Source organism: Falsochrobactrum ovis, from assembly GCF_003259955.1.
Taxonomy (GTDB): Bacteria; Pseudomonadota; Alphaproteobacteria; order Rhizobiales; family Rhizobiaceae; genus Brucella; species Brucella ovis_A.
Window position 1 is genome coordinate 241,574 of the sequence record NZ_QLMK01000002.1, and the last position, 16,636, is coordinate 258,209.

Here is a 16,636-nt window from a genome sequence, read left to right on the forward strand (position 1 = left end):
TTTATCTCGCCTAGAGTCGATTAACGGCGAAATCCCTCGCTCGCCCGCATGAGCATTTTGGTATAATCAGCACCGAATTTGCCCTGAACAAGCGCGTCTGCGTCTAATTGTTCCACGATTTCGCCGTTGCGCATAACCGCCAGGCGGTCGCACATATGGGTGATGACCGCCAGATCATGGCTTACCATAACAAATGTTAGATTGCGGTCACGACGGACCTGTTCAAGAAGATTGAGCACTTCCGCTTGGACGGATGCATCTAATGCGGAAGTCGGTTCATCAAGCAGGAGAATGCTTGGTTCAATAATCAATGCGCGGGCAATAGCAATACGTTGGCGCTGACCGCCAGAAAGCTGATGAGGATAGCGAAAGCGAAATCCGGATCCTAAGCCTACCTCATCAAGCGCTCGGACGATGCGCTTTTCACTATCGGCGATCCCGTGAATGGCTAAGGGTTCAAGCAGTAGCCGATCCACCGTTTGTCGCGGATGAAGCGAGCCATAGGGGTCCTGAAAAACCATTTGGACCGTGCGATAAAAGCTCTTGTCTCGGGATGAGGAGAGCAGCTCGCCATTGATTTGAATTGTTCCGCTATCAACAGGTGCAAGGCCTGCTACGGCGCGCAGAAGCGTAGACTTGCCAGAGCCGGACTCTCCGACCAGGCCGAAGGATTCGCCGCGAGAGACCGCAACATTTACCGATTTGAGCGCGTGAAAGTTGTCGAAAAACACGTTGAGGTTTTCGATATTTAATGCGAGAGCAGAGCGGGAGTTCACGCCAGTTGTTGCACTTTGAGCAGCATTCATTGGCGCCATGCCTCCTGTCGCTGCAAGGTTGGCAGCGGATGTTGGTTGGCGCCAATCTTTGGCATACAGTCGAGCAATCCTTGCGTGTATGGGTGTTTGGCATTTGCCAGATCGCTAGCGGCTATTTCCTCGACGATCCGACCGGCATACATAACGATGACGCGATCGCAAAATGACGAAACAAGACGAAGGTCATGGCTGATGAAAATCAGCCCCATGCCTCTTTCCTCAACAAGCTGATCAAGGATACTCAGAACTTCGAGCTGTACGGTGACATCAAGCGCTGAAGTGGGTTCGTCGGCGATCAACATTTCAGGTTCGGCGACCAGCATCATAGCGATCATAACGCGCTGGCCCATGCCGCCTGAGATTTCATGCGGATAGAGTTTCATAACGCGCTCTGCATCACGGATTTGCACGGCCTCCAATATCTTCACCGAACGCTGGTGAATTTCCTGACCGCTGTATTTTCCGTGAGCTCGCAGGGTTTCGGCGATCTGTTTGCCGATTGTCATCACCGGGTTAAGAGAATATTTGGGATCCTGCAACACCATGGCGATACGTCCGCCGCGCATAGCACGACGTTCTTTTGGTGAAATGTTCAACAAATCAATACCGTCAAACTGCAATGTTTTTGCAGTAATTTGCGCATGTGGCGGGGTAAGTCCCATGATAGCGCGGCCGGTTTGGGACTTTCCAGACCCTGATTCGCCCACGATACCCAGTCGTTCACGGCCTAAAGTGAAGCTCACGCCCCGAACAGCTTCAATCACGCCGGTGCGGGTGGGAAAAGTGACGCGAAGATCTTCTACCTTTAATAAGGTCACTGGTTGTTCCCCCTTGAATCAAGTGCATCACGCAGGCCATCACCTAGGAAGTTGAAGCCAAGGCTGACGATAAGAATTGCGATGCCCGGCATTGCGGCAACCCACCATTGGTCTAGGATAAAGCGCCGACCAGATGCGATCATTGCACCCCATTCGGGTAAGGGCGGCTGTGCACCGAGGCCAAGAAAACCCAGCCCTGCCGCAGTAAGGATGATGCCGGCCATGTCGAGCGTAACGCGCACGATCAGTGACGATGTGCAAAGTGGCATAATGTGGCGCAATACGATCCGAAAAGGTGACGCACCCATCAAACGAACGGCTGAAATATAGTCCGAATTGCGCAAAGTAAGCGTTTCCGCTCGGGCAATGCGTGCATAGGGTGGCCAAGATGTGATGGCGATAGCGATGATCGCATTTTCAATGCCCGGACCTAATGCCGCGACAAAGGCCAATGCGAGAATTAATTTGGGAAAGGCAAGGAAAATATCCGTAAGACGCATCAAAACTGCGTCTAACCAACCACCCGCGTAACCAGCAACCGTTCCGACCAACAGGCCTATTGGCGCAGCAATAATGGCGACGAGCAAAACCACATAGAGTGTGAGCCGAGAGCCATAAATCAACCGCGAGAGAATATCGCGGCCCTGATCATCGGTTCCGAGTATATGGCCGGGGGTTCCGGGTGGTAACAGTCGCGCATCGGCAAGATTACCCGAATAAGGGGAGTGAGGAGCTAGATAAGGCGCAAACGCCGCTACCAACAATAGAGCGATGATGATGAAAAGCCCAATCACGGCCAACCGATTGGCGGTGAAACGACGCCATATCATATAGGACCGGCCCAGGCGGGCTTGTAGACGTGATTGAGGGCGCTCGGAAAGAAGCCAGTCTCGCCAAGAGACATTTGATGAGTTCGTTAATTGGCTCATTTTGCACGCGTCCTTGGATCGAGAAACCGATACAAAAGATCGGACAAAAGATTAAGTGCAATAAAGACTGAACCGATAATGATCGTTCCGCCTAGAACCGCGTTCATATCGGCGTTTTGTAGCGAATTGGTGATATAAAGGCCAAGGCCGGGCCAGGAAAAAATCGTCTCGGTAAGCACAGAGCCTTCAAGCAGGCCAGCATAGGACAGCACGATAACAGTGATTAATGGGACAGCGGCATTGCGAAGCGCATGTCCCCAGACGATGCGATTTTCTGAAAGGCCTTTGGCGCGGGCAGCTATGATATATTCTTGCTCTAATTCATTGAGCATGAATGAGCGTGTCATACGACTAATATAGGCAAGCGAGAAATAGCCCAATAACGCCGCCGGAAGAACCAGGTGAGAGACAATATTGCGTAATGCTGGCCAATCGCCCTGGATTAAGGCATCGATCAGATAAAAACCGGTAATGGGTGTGAACGTATATTCGAACATAATGTCGATCCGACCTGGCCCAGATGTCCAACCCAGACGGGCATAGAAAATCAAAAGTGCAAGCAAGCCTAACCAGAAAATCGGAACCGAATAGCCGATGAGACCTATAATACGCACGATCTGGTCAATTAGACTGCCCCGCTTGACGGCAGCAAGTACACCTAATGGAATGCCAAACAATGCACCGATTAAAGTGCCGACAGTTGCCAGTTCCATCGTGGCAGGAAAAACGCGGCGAATATCGGTCATGACGGGATTAGTGGTCAGAACAGAAGTTCCGAAATCGCCCTGCAACACGCCTTTAACGTAAATGAAAAATTGCTGATAATAGGGCAGGTTAAGCCCCATTTCTTCGCGCACACGTTCAACCACGTGAGTTGGCGCACGGTCACCCACAATGGCTAGAACAGGATCGATGGGAACAACTCGCCCTATGAAAAAAGTAATAGCCAAAAGGCCGAGATAAGTGGTCGCTACAATGACCAAAAAACTGGCGATTGCGGCGATGAGAGTGGAGGAGCGCCTAGGGGCGCTCCTTTGTTTTGGTACGTTTTCGATGGTACTCAATGTTACATCGCTCTTCTATCAATCCTTGCTGACAGGGGCGAGGAAGTTTGAATCGAAAGTCGGTCCGAGCTTGAAATTTTTCACATTGCCACCAAGTCCAGCCACCTCTGTCTGCTGGAAGATCATGACAAATGGGCTATCTTCAAGTGCTTCCTGTTGCAGCTTTCGATAGATATCCGCGCGCTTTTCGTTGTCGCGCTCCAACAGTCCCGACTGTGCTTGTTTCGTCAGCTCTGGGATATCCCAGGAATTGCGCCAGGCAAGCGTTTTCACCGAAGCGTCATCGCTGTTATCAGGATTGCTGGTGAATGCTTCTGCATTAGAGTGAGGATCCCAATAATCCATACCCCATTGACCAATATAAAGGTCGTGATTGCGGGCACGATATTTGGTGAGGGTTTGCTTGCCATCGCCGGGGATAATCTCGATTTTCACGCCAGCTTGGGCAGCGGCTTGCTGAAATGATTCAGCGATACCGGTGACAGGCTCCGTATTACGCACGTCAAAAGTGATGGAAAGGCCATCTTTCAAGCCAGCTTTTTCAAGCAGCTCTTTGGCTTTAGCGATATCAAATTTATATGGGTTCGAATCGAGTGCACCGAGGACCCCTTTTGGTTGATAAGTTTGGCGAATATCTCCAATGCCTTTGATCAGGGTTGCACCAATTGCATCATAATCAACCAGATATTTGAATGCTTCGCGCACTTCAGCTTTGGAAAGTTCAGGATGTTTCTGATTGAGGCTAATGTAATAAACAGTTCCCTTTGGCGCACTGGTGGTCTGTAAATCGGTATTACTCTGAATTGCTTCGTAATCGCCGGGTTCCAGATTGCGAGCCACGTCGATGTCGCCAGATTCAAGCATCAGACGTTGCGTCGCACTTTCTTTTACGTGGCGATAAAACACGCGGGCCAGCTTGGCTTTTTCGCCGTAATAATTATCGTTTCGCTCTAAAACGACAACCTCATTGGCGCGCCAGTCGCGGATCTTGAATGGACCCGATCCCGCATATCCGGTTTTCAGCCACGCATTGCCGTAATCGGTATCATATTTGTAATCGTCAGATGGAGTGACCTTTTCCGCGTGTTGCTCGAGCACTTGCTTATCAACAACGGCGCCAACGGTGGCGGTCAGACAATTAAGCACGAAGCTTGGCGCATAAGCTTTATCCACGGTAAATTGGAACGTCAGATCGTCGATAGCTTTGGCTTTTTCGGTGACATTATCACCCGTAATGCCGAACTGGGTTAGGATAAATGCGGGGCTTTTATCCAGACGCACAGCGCGTTCAAATGAATAGGCAACATCTGTAGCGGTGATCGGGTTGCCCGACGCAAAAAGCGCGCCTTCACGCAGCTTAAAAGTAAAGGTGAGGCCGTCATCAGAAACTGTCCAGCTTTCTGCTATTCCGGGCATCACGGTTGAGGTGTCGTTTGGGTCCAGCCGCACCAGCATATCATAGGAATTGCCGAGAACTTCTGCCGGGCTGAACTCAAATGATTCTGCCGGATCAAGAGTGATGATATCATCGATCGCCAAAGCTTGGACCAAAGTGTCTGCTGGCGTCGCTGCCCAGGCCGGGCTCATGGCAAAGAGCGCCGAAACTGCAACTCCCGCCGCGAGAATGCGAAAACGTCCGAAATGCATCATTTTTAGTCCCCTTTCAAAATTTTTCTTTGTTATTAAATTGCAGTATCAGGCTGGTTCGTGCCAAGCTTGTTTTAAAACACGTAACCAGTTTTCTCTGCAGAGTTTTGATAAATCATCGTCTCCGTATCCGGCTTTTTGTAAGGCCTTCACGAGATTTTGGGTACCAGCGGCGTCACCTATCTCGGCTGGGATAGACGCACCATCATAATCCGATCCAAGTGCGACGCATTCAATGCCCATCCGCTCCACCATATAATCAATATGACGAACCATATCGGAAAGCGGCGTGGCGGTGTTTTCCTGCCCGTCAGCGCGCAGCATGGTGGTTGCATAATTAAGCCCTGCAACCCCTTTTCGTTCTCGAATGGCGTCTAGCTGACGGTCGGTCAAATTGCGAGCCACAGGAGTAAGAGCGTGAGCATTTGAATGGCTTGAGATCAAAGGCTGATCGCTGATTTCGGCAACATCCCAAAAACCTTTTTCCGTAATATGAGCAAGGTCTATGAGTATGCCTTTGCGATTACATTCGCGCACAAGACGCTTTCCCGCATCCGTGAGGCCTGGACCCGAATCTGGCGACTTTGGATAGGCAAACGGCACACCATGGCCAAAAATATTGTGACGGCTCCAAACCGGACCGAGCGAACGCAAGCCAGCCGCGTAAAACACTTCGAGCGCTGCGAGATCGGCATCAATGGCTTCGCATCCCTCCATATGCAGCACGGCGGCGAAGATATTGTTGGCAATTGCCTCATCAAGATCGCGCCCGGTGCGACAAAGCTTCCAGGCGCCTGCCTCTTCGAGCTGTAATGCAAGAGCGGTGATTTCCAAGGCCACGTCGAGAGAGGGCGCGCGCTGTAAAGGGTCGGCTAAGGGTGTTTCATAATGGCCGTTTAGGTCGGGGCCTGCCAATTCGATCTGATGAGTCGAAGGAACAAAAATTGCACAAATACCGCCGATCACGCCGCCTTTTTTGGACCGCTTCAGGTCTAGATGACCTTGCGTCGTTCCATCAATGAATTCCTTGATTGGATCTTTACCGCTACGACGATTTTCCCACAGGCGAAGCAGGACATCATTGTGCCCATCAAATACTTGTTGCATGCATTGTCCCAACTTTATAGCCGATACGCGGGAGTAAACCCCTGTTCGTTGGGTGCCATTAAGAGGGGGGGATTGAGCCGTGTCAAGCGGGTGGGGGAAGAGTTTATCTCTGCATAATTGATATTAATATACATAAAGAAAAGGCCGCATTATTGGTGCGGCCTTAATGTAGAGCTTTACATCGCTAGCTAAAATAAAGCAGTTAAAAGCGATAATTTACCCCAGCTTTGAGGGAGTGGTTCTTCAGGTCATTTCTTTGACGGATACCATCTACCCGGGATTTTACGTCGTTAAAGCGCTGAAAGTTATATTCTGCTTTTACTGAAATCGGCCCGGAAAGTGCGTGTTCAACGCCAGCGCCGATCAATGCGCCGCCGTCCCAACCTGATCCCGAGGTTGTGTTACCCTTTGGTTTGAAACGAGTAACCCCATAGCCGGCTGTTCCGTAAACCATCGTCTTATCAAAAGCGTAACCGACCTTAGCCTTCAGATTTCCATTCCAAGACTGTTGGAGACGGCCGCCGTTGCCGATCCGATGTTCTGCCTCGGCAAAGTTACCTTCCAGTTCACCGCCGAACACAACATTACCGCTTTGCATGTTTTTGCCGACCACAGCACCTAGCAACACATCAGTGCGGCTGGAGAAAGGGCTTGGAAAACTGGCAGAGGACGCGCCAATCTGCGCACCAACGTAATTGCCAGACCAATCGTGCGGGCCAGATGCAATTGGATCACTATAACCATAATCTGAGCTGCCGTAGATATCAGCTGCAGAAGACTGGCCGACATATGCGAATAATGCGGCTCCGAGCGCCGCAGCAAATGGGATACGCTTGAACATTGTTACTCCGAAACCTGCTCAATTGGACAGGGTACTACGCATGAAACTCGAATAGCGGGTGCCATTTTTATCGTCTTTTGTTGCCCGCAATTGTGTTCAAATTTATCAAAAACGGCATAAAAAGAGTGTTTAGCGCGACCAATTGCAGTCTATGCTTAACAAGTGGTTATGAAGTCGGGGCAGAAACAGAGGCAGGATGAGGCAGGATCGGGGCAGAGCTAGGAAACCAGTAAGACGGGGCCACGACTGCGATTGCTGGAATCAAATCAGCTTTAGGCCTCGCATGCTGATATGGCCGTGCTTGCCGACGATAATATGGTCGTGAACGGCGATGTTGAGAGGTTTGGCTGCTTCAAGAAGCACTTTGGTCATTTCAATATCAGCCCGTGACGGGGTGGGGTCGCCAGACGGATGATTGTGCACGAGAATCAGCGCAGAGGCAGAGAGTTCCAGCGCACGTCTCATCACCTCACGCGGATAAACAGGGGTGTGATCGACGGTGCCTTGCTGTTGCACCTCATCGGCGATTAAACGATTCTTCTTATCAAGAAACAGAATGCGAAACTGTTCCCGTTCCTCAAACGCCATGGCGGCCGTGCAATATTCCACCACTTTGCTCCATGAGCCAAGCACTTCGCGTTCCATGACTGCACTACGCGCCGAGCGCTTTGCGACAGCTTCAATGATTTTGAGATCAAATGCGATTGACGGACCCACGCCGGGTATTTCTGCAAGCAAATTTTCAGGAGCGCCCAACACTTCCGCGAGAGAGCCAAAACGGTTCAGCAGTGCTTTGGCGCGCGGTTTCGTATCAGCGCGTGGAACAACGCGGAACAAGAGGAGTTCGAGCAATTCGTAGTCGGCAAGAGTGTCGGGAGCCGCTTTAAAACGTTGGCGCAATCTCTGACGATGGCCTAAATGGTGGGGCTTTTCGATGGGGGCAGCCATCTGGACCCCATCACTGAAGCCGGGAATCTCAAAACCTCCCGGCTTTTTCTTGTCACTGGCCATTCTGTTTCACCCCCGTTTCCACAGACAGACAACAATAATAATATACGCTTATCAGTATGCGCTTATCGCATAGACGGCGGTCCAAATATATTATTTGGGGAGAGTGTGAAGATTTCACAACCGTTGCTGGTAACGCCAACCGTATGTTCATATTGGGCAGTCAAAGACCGATCGCGCGTAACAGCGGTCCAGCCATCCGAGAGAACTTTGACGCCGGGCTTGCCTAAATTGATCATTGGCTCGATTGTGAAGATCATACCTTCCTTCATCTCCACACCATCATTGGGTGTACCATAATGGAGAATGTTGGGGGTATCGTGAAAAAGCTGGCCCACGCCGTGGCCGCAGAAATCCCGGACCACTGAACATCGCTCACTTTCAGCGTAAGTCTGTATAGCTGCGCCGATTGCGCCGGTTTTAGCACCGGGTTTTACGGCTTTAATGCCCCGCATAAGGCTTTCATAAGTTACTTCGAGCAGCCGCTCGGCAGCGCGTTTGATTTCGCCGACCGCATACATGCGGCTGGAATCTCCATGCCAGCCATCAAGCAGATAGGTTACATCAATATTGACGATATCCCCCTCGCGCAGCGCTTTATTATCGGGAATACCGTGGCAAACGACGTGGTTGATCGATGTACAAGTGGATTTTGTGTAACCGCGATAGTTCAGCGTCGCAGGAAATGCGCCGTGATCCATACCGAATTCAAACACAAACCGATCAATTTCGTTTGTCGTAACGCCGGGCTTAACAATTTCGTTGAGTGCATCCAAACAACGGGAGGTAAGATTGCAAACCTTCCGCATTGCTTCAAACGCTTCAGGCCCATAGAGCCTGATTTGCCCCGTATATTTCAGCGGTGCGTTTGCTGCTTCGATATAAGTCACCATCTTCCGACCTGTCTTTCTATTCTATTGGCACCAAGGCGGCTGCATGAATGCCTGTAACCGTTATTTGGCATCGAACAGCCCACGCCTCAACCCCGAAGGAACGCGCCCGTTCAAAACTGAGTGCAAATACTGGATCAAGATCGGCGCAGATGCTGAACCTATCGCAGTCATTCCGCTGGATAATAAACAACATAACAGCCTGATGGCCAGTTGAGACCACGTTGATTAACTCTTCTAAATGCTTAGTCCCGCGCAGAGTGGCTGTATCGGGGAATTCAGCCAATCCTTTTTCGCGCATGAAATGCACATTTTTGACCTCGACATAGGCGGGGGGCGCATCGCCTTCATCCAATAAAATATCTATACGCGAATTTTGGCCATATTTTTGTTCCCGCTTGAGATTGCGGTACCCTGATAATTCAGGAATCAGACCGGAAAGGATGGCTTCTTCGGCAATCCGGTTGGGTAACCCCGTATTGATACCAACTAAAGTGTCGTCGGCTTCGACAATTTGCAGTGTGTGTGCATATTTTCGATGAGGTGCGTCGGATACGCTCAGCCAGACCCGCGAACCAGGCTCCGTCAATCCTCTCATCGAGCCTGTGTTGGGAACAGATGCGGTCAAAAATGTGCCGTCATCCAGCGTGACGTCCGCAAGGAATCTCTTATAACGCCGTTCTAAACGGCCGCTTATCAGGGGAGTTGGAAAAAGCATTTAATCAGCTGGATAGCGTATAGTAGCGCTTATAAAAGCTGGGCGTGAAACTATGCGCACAATATTTGCGAAGTTGTTGGAAATAACGACCAGCGTGAGTGGTCGAACCGACCACAGTAATTTCAGACATAACAAATCCCAATTGCATTCGTGTGCTGTTTACACGGCTCTGGGGACCCTGTCGTCATTATCAGCAGATATAGGCTAAAAATTCTGCAAATTGGTACGCCCAAGGGGAATCGAACCCCTGTTTCCGCCGTGAAAGGGCGGCGTCCTAACCGCTAGACGATGGGCGCCCATTGCTGGTGCGAGTGGCTTATAGGCAGGAAATTTTTCTTGCGCAAGTGCTTTTTGCAATGTTTCTAACAATAAAAACAAGATGAAGCTCAAATGTCAGCAAGCAAGCTGATTAAATCAACTCTGCGGGTTCATGGATTGTGTGGGAAAAAGAAAAACCAGCAAGATGGTACGCCCAAGGGGAATCGAACCCCTGTTTCCGCCGTGAAAGGGCGGCGTCCTAACCGCTAGACGATGGGCGCCCGTTGCTGGTGTGATTGGGCTTATAGGCAGGTTATTTCTGACACGCAAGCCCCTAATGCATGTTTTCTCCAAAAATATTCTTTGGAATGTGAGTTTTCCCACAAAAATTGGGGTCTGTGCCCGTTATCGTGTTGAAACTGCGGAAAAATTTATCTCCGGCAGCGCCAGTTCCAGTCGCGTTCCGGCCCGATATCAACATGCACGGATCTTGTGTGGCAATATGTTCCCACGCCACCTCGGCCCGGTAAAGAGCGCGCAAAGCGAGCAATTTCGGTTTTTGATACGCCATCAATCTGAATGTCAGCCGCCGCGCAAATCATGTGTAGGGACCGGCGCGCGCCATTTACTTTGCGGTTGTAAGAAGGGCTACGGTAACCGGATGTCACCATGACTGGTCGACGGAAATGACGTTCTATCGTTTTCAGCATTTTGACCAATTCCGGTTTGAGGCAAGCTACGTCCACGGTTTCGCGCTGCACTCTCAAACCGTTAGGTGCAAGGCGAGCAAGGCCAGGAGCGGATGCGAGTTGAAGCGATGCATAGTCATCATATTCGTTCGCATCAATGTCACTGTCATCAGCCAGGCTGGAACGGTGTGTAATCTCAATACCTGCATTGGCGCGCACGCCGGGGAGAGAATAATTATAACTGCGTGAGGAAGGAGCGGGTCTTACGACTGCAACTTTCTTGCCCTGCGTGCGAGGCGATCCGCTAGAGGTTTCATCGTTAAACAGCCTTGCAATACTTCCTTGCGATTGTTGAGGACGCTGAGGGGTAACGAAGGCGTTCGCATTTTTGGACGGACCAAAAAGAGAAGTTGGCTCAGCTGGCTTCTCGGCGGACGCGGCTTTAATCACGTCAGTTTCTGGAGCGGGTTTTTGGGCAGTATCGGTGGTTTCACCAGATTTGGCCCCTTTGGTTGCCTCTTGAGCGGCTATATCCCTGCTCTCGGCGTTCTTGCTGGTCGTGCGGCCCTCTGAGTTCTCAGAATTTTCGGGGCTTTCGGGGCTACCCGGGCTCTCTGGCTTCTGAGCGTTATCCGACTTCTTACCAAAGATGGAGAAGAGTGAGGATTTTTGTGCGGGAGCGGCTTCGGCTACTTTCTTATCTAGTTGGGAAGGTTTTTCAACCGTCTTCTGATTGGTTTCGTCTGTGGGAAGAGTTGTGTCGGCCAGTTGCTCTTGCTTAGGCTTTTCAACTGTGGAATTGCTTGTTTTTTGTTCGGGTGGGTTGTCGTTTGTGGCGATTGCATCATCGCGCTGAGTTTCGTCTGCTGCGCTTTGAAGTGCTTCCGCTACAATGGATTCTTCTGTCCCAGCGTTTAGCTTGAGCGATGCGGTGCCATCACCGGTTGACGTGCAAGATGACAGGATAAGAGCTAAAATCGCAGCGCTACCGGTAAAAAGTCCACGGTTTTTTTGGGGCGGAGTTTTTAAAAAAAACAACTGTCTGCTCCGGTTCGATTTCCCTGACCAGTCTGGCGAGCCAATATTTGGTTCCGCCTGGTGTCGGGAGATCTTTCCCCCGTGCGATTCTTGCCTCAATGCAGCAAGACAAGGTCAACTAAGTCCGTCCCTAGCAAGGACCGATTTACCTTTATGTACAAACAGTTAGATCGATCTCAATAAGATGGCACGCTTAAAAACGTGTCAGAATCTCAATCGAACTTAGGTAAATCCTATGCATTTTTAAGCTTTTTAATAGCGAAACGCAACTATTCTTAACAATTGGCTATGAGTATGGGAGAGGCGAGGGTTTTATACCGTATTATCACGCAATATTACTTTCATTAATTTGAGGTTATACTTATTTGGATTAACTCAGATCGATCGCTTTGAGCGAATGCTGATAAACTCCCTTGTTGACAGGAGAGGCTGTGATGGTGCTATCCCTTTACGGTAGAAAAAGTTTGACAGGCGCAGTATGAGTGAGCGCTGACGAGTTGGATCGGGATTCAGTGTTATGAAGAAGCGCATGCGGCAGAACTCCAATTGGATGCTGGCAGTAACTGTTGCAGCATTGCTGACCGGGTGTGCGGCTGGCCCAGAGTTTCAGGGAGTGCCCCAAGAAGGGGCTGCGCGAACCGGGGTTTACCCGACTTTTGGTCGGATGCCGAAAGCGGCAACGCAACAATTTAGTCCAAGTGAAAAAGAGCAAATCTCTTCATCGCTTGATTCTGATCGGACACGGCTTGCAAGCACGAGTAAAGCCAATGGCGCTGTAACGGCCGCGCAAGCGGCGGAGTTGCGTCGACAAGCGCAAGCGGAAGCCGAGGCGACCCTCAAGCAGATCGAATCGGGTGCCGAATAGCAATTATTCGGCGCGCTAACCTCACCAACAAGGCTCGACCCACCCTAATATCAGGTGTATAGCAAACAACCGGTGCAAAAAGCACTATTCTTCAACTCCTTTCTGGAACAGGATCATGTCGGAAGAGTTTCATAAAGTCCGCCGTTTACCACCCTATGTCTTTGAGCAGGTCAATCGTCTGAAGGCATCGGCGCGAGCGGGCGGGGCCGACATTATTGACCTTGGCATGGGAAATCCCGATCTGCCGACGTCCCAGAATATTGTCGATAAGCTTTGTGAAGCGGTGCAAGATCCGCGTGCTCATCGTTATTCCGCATCCAAGGGAATTCCGGGCTTACGCCGTGCGCAAGCGCAATATTATGCGCGCAGGTTTGGTGTGAAACTCAATCCAGATACTCAGGTGGTTGCAACGCTTGGTTCCAAAGAAGGCTTTGCCAATATGGCACAGGCGATCACCGCTCCGGGAGATGTGGTGCTGTGCCCGGATCCAACTTATCCAATCCACTCGTTTGGTTTTATTATGTCTGGCGGTGTAATCCGCTCTATTCAAGCCAAGCCTGATGACCACTTTATTCCCGCCCTGGAGCGTGCTGTTAAACACTCGATTCCAAAGCCTCTGGCGCTTATTCTCAGCTTTCCATCCAATCCGACCGCTTATGTCGCAACGCTGGATTTCTATAAGGAAGTTGTAGCCTTCGCACGCAAGCATGATCTGATTATTCTTTCGGATCTTGCTTATTCCGAAATTTATTTTGACGATAATCCGCCCCCATCCGTTCTGGAAGTTCCAGGCGCAATGGATGTGACGGTGGAATTCACCTCAATGTCTAAAACTTACTCTATGCCCGGCTGGCGCATGGGGTTTGCGGTGGGTAATGAGCGTCTTATCGCGGCATTAACCCGGGTAAAGTCTTATCTTGATTATGGCGCGTTCACACCTATCCAAGTTGCGGCAACCGCAGCATTGAATGGTGATGGTTCTGATATTGCTTATGTGCGCAATGTCTACAAACAGCGCAGAGATGTATTGGTTGAATCATTTGGCCGCGCCGGATGGGAAGTGCCACCACCGGCGGCGACTATGTTTGCATGGGCTCCTATTCCTGAGCGCTTTCGTTCGATGGGGTCGCTTGAGTTTTCCAAGTTACTCGTCGAAAAGGCCGATGTTGCAGTTGCGCCCGGCGTTGGTTTTGGTGAACATGGCGATGATTATGTGCGTATTGCGCTGGTCGAAAACGAACATCGTATTCGGCAGGCTGCGCGCAATATTAAACGCTTTTTGTCCACCGCAGATGATGGGCTAGACAATATAGTATCGCTGGACGGGCGCCGTTAAAGGTGCATTGTTTTGCTTGCAGGGCCGGGGTGCTTCTGGCCTTGCAATCTATCCTTAATCGTAAACAATCAAGAAGGTCGAAATAATGAGTGATGCATTGCGGATCGGCGTTGCCGGACTGGGCACCGTTGGTGCTTCAGTGTTGCGTATATTACGTGACAAGGCTGATATGCTCACTCGTCAATGCGGTCGTCCGATTGAGGTTGTTGGCGTCAGTGCGCGCAACCGTTCACAGGATCGCGGCGTAGATTTATCTGGCCTCGCATGGTTTGATAATCCGGTCGATCTTGCCAAAAGTGATAATATTGACGTTTTCGTTGAACTGATAGGTGGGGATAACGGGCCAGCGGCAGTTGCGGTTGAGGCAGCGCTAAATGCCGGGCATCATGTGGTCACCGCTAACAAAGCCTTGCTTGCAAAACACGGTGTCAAACTGGCAAAAATTGCTGAAGAAAAAGGGGTGTTGCTCAATTTCGAGGCGGCGGTTGCTGGTGGAATTCCCGTGATTAAGGCAATGCGAGAATCATTGAGCGGAAACAGTGTTTCGCGCGTCTATGGTATTCTCAACGGCACTTGCAATTATATCCTGACGCGCATGGGCGAGGAAGGTATCTCTTTTGAAGATTGCCTCAAAGATGCGCAGCGTCTTGGCTATGCTGAAGCGGACCCCACTTTTGATATTGAAGGCAATGATACGGCCCACAAACTGGCTTTGCTGACTAGTTTGGCATTTGGTACGGAAATTGCGGCTGACGATATCTATATGGAAGGTATCAGCAATATTTCGCTCGCCGATATTCGAGCAGCGGATGAATTGGGCTTTCGCATCAAGCTTCTGGGCGTGGCACAACAGACGGATTCAGGCATTGAACAGCGGGTTCATCCAACTATGGTTCCGGTGTCGTCCGTTATTGCTCAGGTGCATGGCGTGACCAATGCGGTTGCTATTGAGACTGATCTTTTGGGCGAACTTCTGCTTTCAGGCCCGGGTGCAGGTGGCAATGCAACTGCATCGGCCGTGATTGGTGATTTGGCGGATATTGCAAAAAGCCGTCCCGGTTTTCAGCATGGCCCGGTTTTTGGCACTCCAGCCACGGCATTACGCCCCTATAAACGTGCTAAAATGCGCAAACACGCAGGCGGATATTTCATTCGGCTGACGGTTCATGATCGGATTGGTGCCTTCGCTGCTATTGCCAAGCGGATGGCGGAGAATGACATTTCGCTTGAGTCTATTGTTCAGCGACCACAAATGGACAGCGATTTGCAAGATGGGATCAAGACAGTCATCTTGGTAACCCATGAGACAACGGAAGCTGCGGTTCGCAGGTCGCTGGAGGCGATTTTGAATGATGATCACTTGGTAAGCAAACCGCAGATGATCCGGATTGAGCGTGCGGGTTAGTATGCTTATCCAGCGGGCCGATTGATCAAACAGATAGACTTAAATCGATTAAGTGTTTGAGGGCACATTGTTTTTTGCTTTATCCCCTTGCGGTGGGAAGTAGAGTTTGACAAAGGTCCTCGTGATGTCGCCACAAGATTGACTTGGCGAGATCTCGGTCGCAACTTACGCAATTTAAACTCGGGACTTGTTCACATGGCCAAGACTGTAGAGCAGCAATCTCAAGGACTGGATCGTATTCTGACCCTGGAACTGGCACGCGTGGCGGAACGCGCTGCTGTGGCAGCGGCTCGTTTGCGTGGTCGCGGTGATGAAATGGCTGCGGATCAGGCCGCGGTCGATGCAATGCGTCAGGAACTCAACCGTTTGCCGATCACTGGTACGGTCGTCATCGGCGAGGGTGAGCGTGATGAAGCTCCGATGCTCTACATTGGTGAAGAAGTGGGCACTAAACAGGGACCGGAAGTCGATATTGCGCTAGATCCGCTGGAAGGCACCACGATCTGCGCGAAAAACTTGCCAAATTCGCTCGCTGTGATCGCTATTGCAGAAAAAGGTAATCTGCTTTACGCGCCCGATGTTTATATGGAAAAAATTGCAGTTGGTCCGGGTTATGCTGCAGGTGTGGTTGATCTGGACGCCACGCCGACGGAAAATATTCTTTCCGTTGCCAAGGCCAAAGGCGTCAAGCCAGAGGAAATTACTGCCTGTATTATGGATCGTCCACGCCATGCTCGTCTTATTGAAGAGGTGCGGGCGACAGGTGCCGCCATCCGCTTGATTGGAGATGGTGACGTGGCTGGAGTGATGCACACAACTGATCCTGACGAAACCGGCATTGATATTTATATCGGTATTGGTGGGGCTCCGGAAGGAGTATTGGCGGCTGCGGCGCTTCGCTGCATTGGCGGTCAGATGCAAGGTCGCTTGCAGCTCAATACCGAAGAAAAGATTGCGCGCGCCGCTAAAATGGGCATTTCGGATCCAAAAAAGATTTATACAATGGAAGAAATGGCCAAGGGCGATGTGGTGTTTGCGGCAACGGGCGTAACCGACGGTAATATGCTTTCTGGCGTCAAATTCGCACGCGATTATATCCAAACTCATACAATTGTTATGCGCTCCAGCTCGCAGACGATCCGCGAAATTAAGGCACGACATCAAGATATGTCTAAATTCTAGTTGTCTTGGCTATTGATGTGCGAAGG

The 16,636-nt window shown here is 50.6% G+C and carries 16 protein-coding genes and 2 tRNA genes; 4 read left to right on the top strand and 14 right to left on the bottom strand.

Annotated elements, in window-relative coordinates; all coding sequences use genetic code 11:
• Positions 1-20: 20 nt before the first annotated feature.
• From C7374_RS04775 to C7374_RS04835, 14 genes are all read right to left on the bottom strand, one after another.
• Entirely contained in the window at positions 21-806 is a 786-nt protein-coding gene (locus C7374_RS04775) for an ABC transporter ATP-binding protein (RefSeq protein ID WP_111574469.1), read from the bottom strand.
• On the bottom strand, positions 803-1,633 hold the full coding sequence (locus tag C7374_RS04780) for an ABC transporter ATP-binding protein (RefSeq protein ID WP_111574470.1): 831 nt from the start codon (positions 1,631-1,633) through the stop codon (positions 803-805). Before C7374_RS04780 ends, C7374_RS04775 begins: the two co-directional genes overlap by 4 nt.
• Complete coding sequence (locus C7374_RS04785; protein WP_111574471.1) at positions 1,630-2,562, bottom strand: ABC transporter permease; 933 nt, start codon at positions 2,560-2,562, stop codon at positions 1,630-1,632. The genes C7374_RS04780 and C7374_RS04785 overlap by 4 nt, the downstream gene beginning before the upstream one ends.
• On the bottom strand, positions 2,559-3,617 hold the full coding sequence (locus C7374_RS04790) for an ABC transporter permease (protein ID WP_111574646.1): 1,059 nt from the start codon (positions 3,615-3,617) through the stop codon (positions 2,559-2,561). The genes C7374_RS04785 and C7374_RS04790 overlap by 4 nt, the downstream gene beginning before the upstream one ends.
• A 27-nt stretch (positions 3,618-3,644) precedes the next feature.
• Positions 3,645-5,276 carry an ABC transporter substrate-binding protein gene (locus C7374_RS04795; RefSeq protein ID WP_111574472.1) on the bottom strand — a complete coding sequence of 544 codons (1,632 nt, stop codon included), beginning with the start codon at positions 5,274-5,276 and terminating at the stop codon, positions 3,645-3,647.
• A 45-nt stretch (positions 5,277-5,321) separates the two neighbouring features.
• On the bottom strand, positions 5,322-6,380 hold the full coding sequence (locus C7374_RS04800; protein ID WP_111574473.1) for a dipeptidase: 1,059 nt from the start codon (positions 6,378-6,380) through the stop codon (positions 5,322-5,324).
• A gap of 202 nt (positions 6,381-6,582) precedes the next feature.
• Positions 6,583-7,221 (bottom strand): outer membrane protein, encoded by a 639-nt coding sequence (locus tag C7374_RS04805; RefSeq protein WP_111574474.1) that lies wholly within the window; start codon positions 7,219-7,221, stop codon positions 6,583-6,585.
• Positions 7,222-7,482: 261 nt separating this feature from the next.
• Positions 7,483-8,232, bottom strand: coding sequence for a RadC family protein (gene radC / locus C7374_RS04810; protein WP_111574475.1), 750 nt, complete (start codon positions 8,230-8,232; stop codon positions 7,483-7,485).
• A 62-nt stretch (positions 8,233-8,294) separates the two neighbouring features.
• Positions 8,295-9,122 (bottom strand): type I methionyl aminopeptidase, encoded by an 828-nt coding sequence (gene map, locus C7374_RS04815; protein WP_111574476.1) that lies wholly within the window; start codon positions 9,120-9,122, stop codon positions 8,295-8,297.
• A gap of 16 nt (positions 9,123-9,138) precedes the next feature.
• Entirely contained in the window at positions 9,139-9,837 is a 699-nt protein-coding gene (gene sfsA / locus C7374_RS04820) for a DNA/RNA nuclease SfsA (RefSeq protein ID WP_111574477.1), read from the bottom strand.
• A gap of 4 nt (positions 9,838-9,841) precedes the next feature.
• Positions 9,842-9,967 (bottom strand): hypothetical protein, encoded by a 126-nt coding sequence (locus tag C7374_RS16480; protein ID WP_280969041.1) that lies wholly within the window; start codon positions 9,965-9,967, stop codon positions 9,842-9,844.
• A 91-nt stretch (positions 9,968-10,058) separates the two neighbouring features.
• Positions 10,059-10,133 (bottom strand) — tRNA-Glu (locus tag C7374_RS04825).
• A gap of 168 nt (positions 10,134-10,301) precedes the next feature.
• Positions 10,302-10,376: transfer RNA gene (locus C7374_RS04830), tRNA-Glu, on the bottom strand.
• A gap of 150 nt (positions 10,377-10,526) precedes the next feature.
• Positions 10,527-11,750, bottom strand: a complete 1,224-nt coding sequence (locus tag C7374_RS04835) for a D-Ala-D-Ala carboxypeptidase family metallohydrolase (protein WP_425358001.1) — start codon at positions 11,748-11,750, stop codon at positions 10,527-10,529.
• A 589-nt stretch (positions 11,751-12,339) separates the two neighbouring features.
• Between C7374_RS04835 and C7374_RS04840 the strand changes: the two genes are divergently transcribed.
• The 4 genes from C7374_RS04840 to glpX all read left to right on the top strand — a co-directional run bounded on the left by C7374_RS04840 (position 12,340) and on the right by glpX (position 16,610).
• On the top strand, positions 12,340-12,687 hold the full coding sequence (locus tag C7374_RS04840) for a hypothetical protein (RefSeq protein ID WP_111574479.1): 348 nt from the start codon (positions 12,340-12,342) through the stop codon (positions 12,685-12,687).
• 115 nt (positions 12,688-12,802) lie between these two features.
• Entirely contained in the window at positions 12,803-14,023 is a 1,221-nt protein-coding gene (locus C7374_RS04845; RefSeq protein WP_111574480.1) for an LL-diaminopimelate aminotransferase, read from the top strand.
• 85 nt (positions 14,024-14,108) lie between these two features.
• Positions 14,109-15,428, top strand: a complete 1,320-nt coding sequence (locus C7374_RS04850) for a homoserine dehydrogenase (RefSeq protein WP_111574481.1) — start codon at positions 14,109-14,111, stop codon at positions 15,426-15,428.
• Between the two features lie 195 nt (positions 15,429-15,623).
• The gene (gene glpX, locus C7374_RS04855; protein ID WP_111574482.1) at positions 15,624-16,610 is read left to right on the top strand and encodes a class II fructose-bisphosphatase; all 987 of its coding nucleotides are present in this window, start codon (positions 15,624-15,626) and stop codon (positions 16,608-16,610) included.
• The last annotated feature ends 26 nt before the right edge of the window (positions 16,611-16,636 follow it).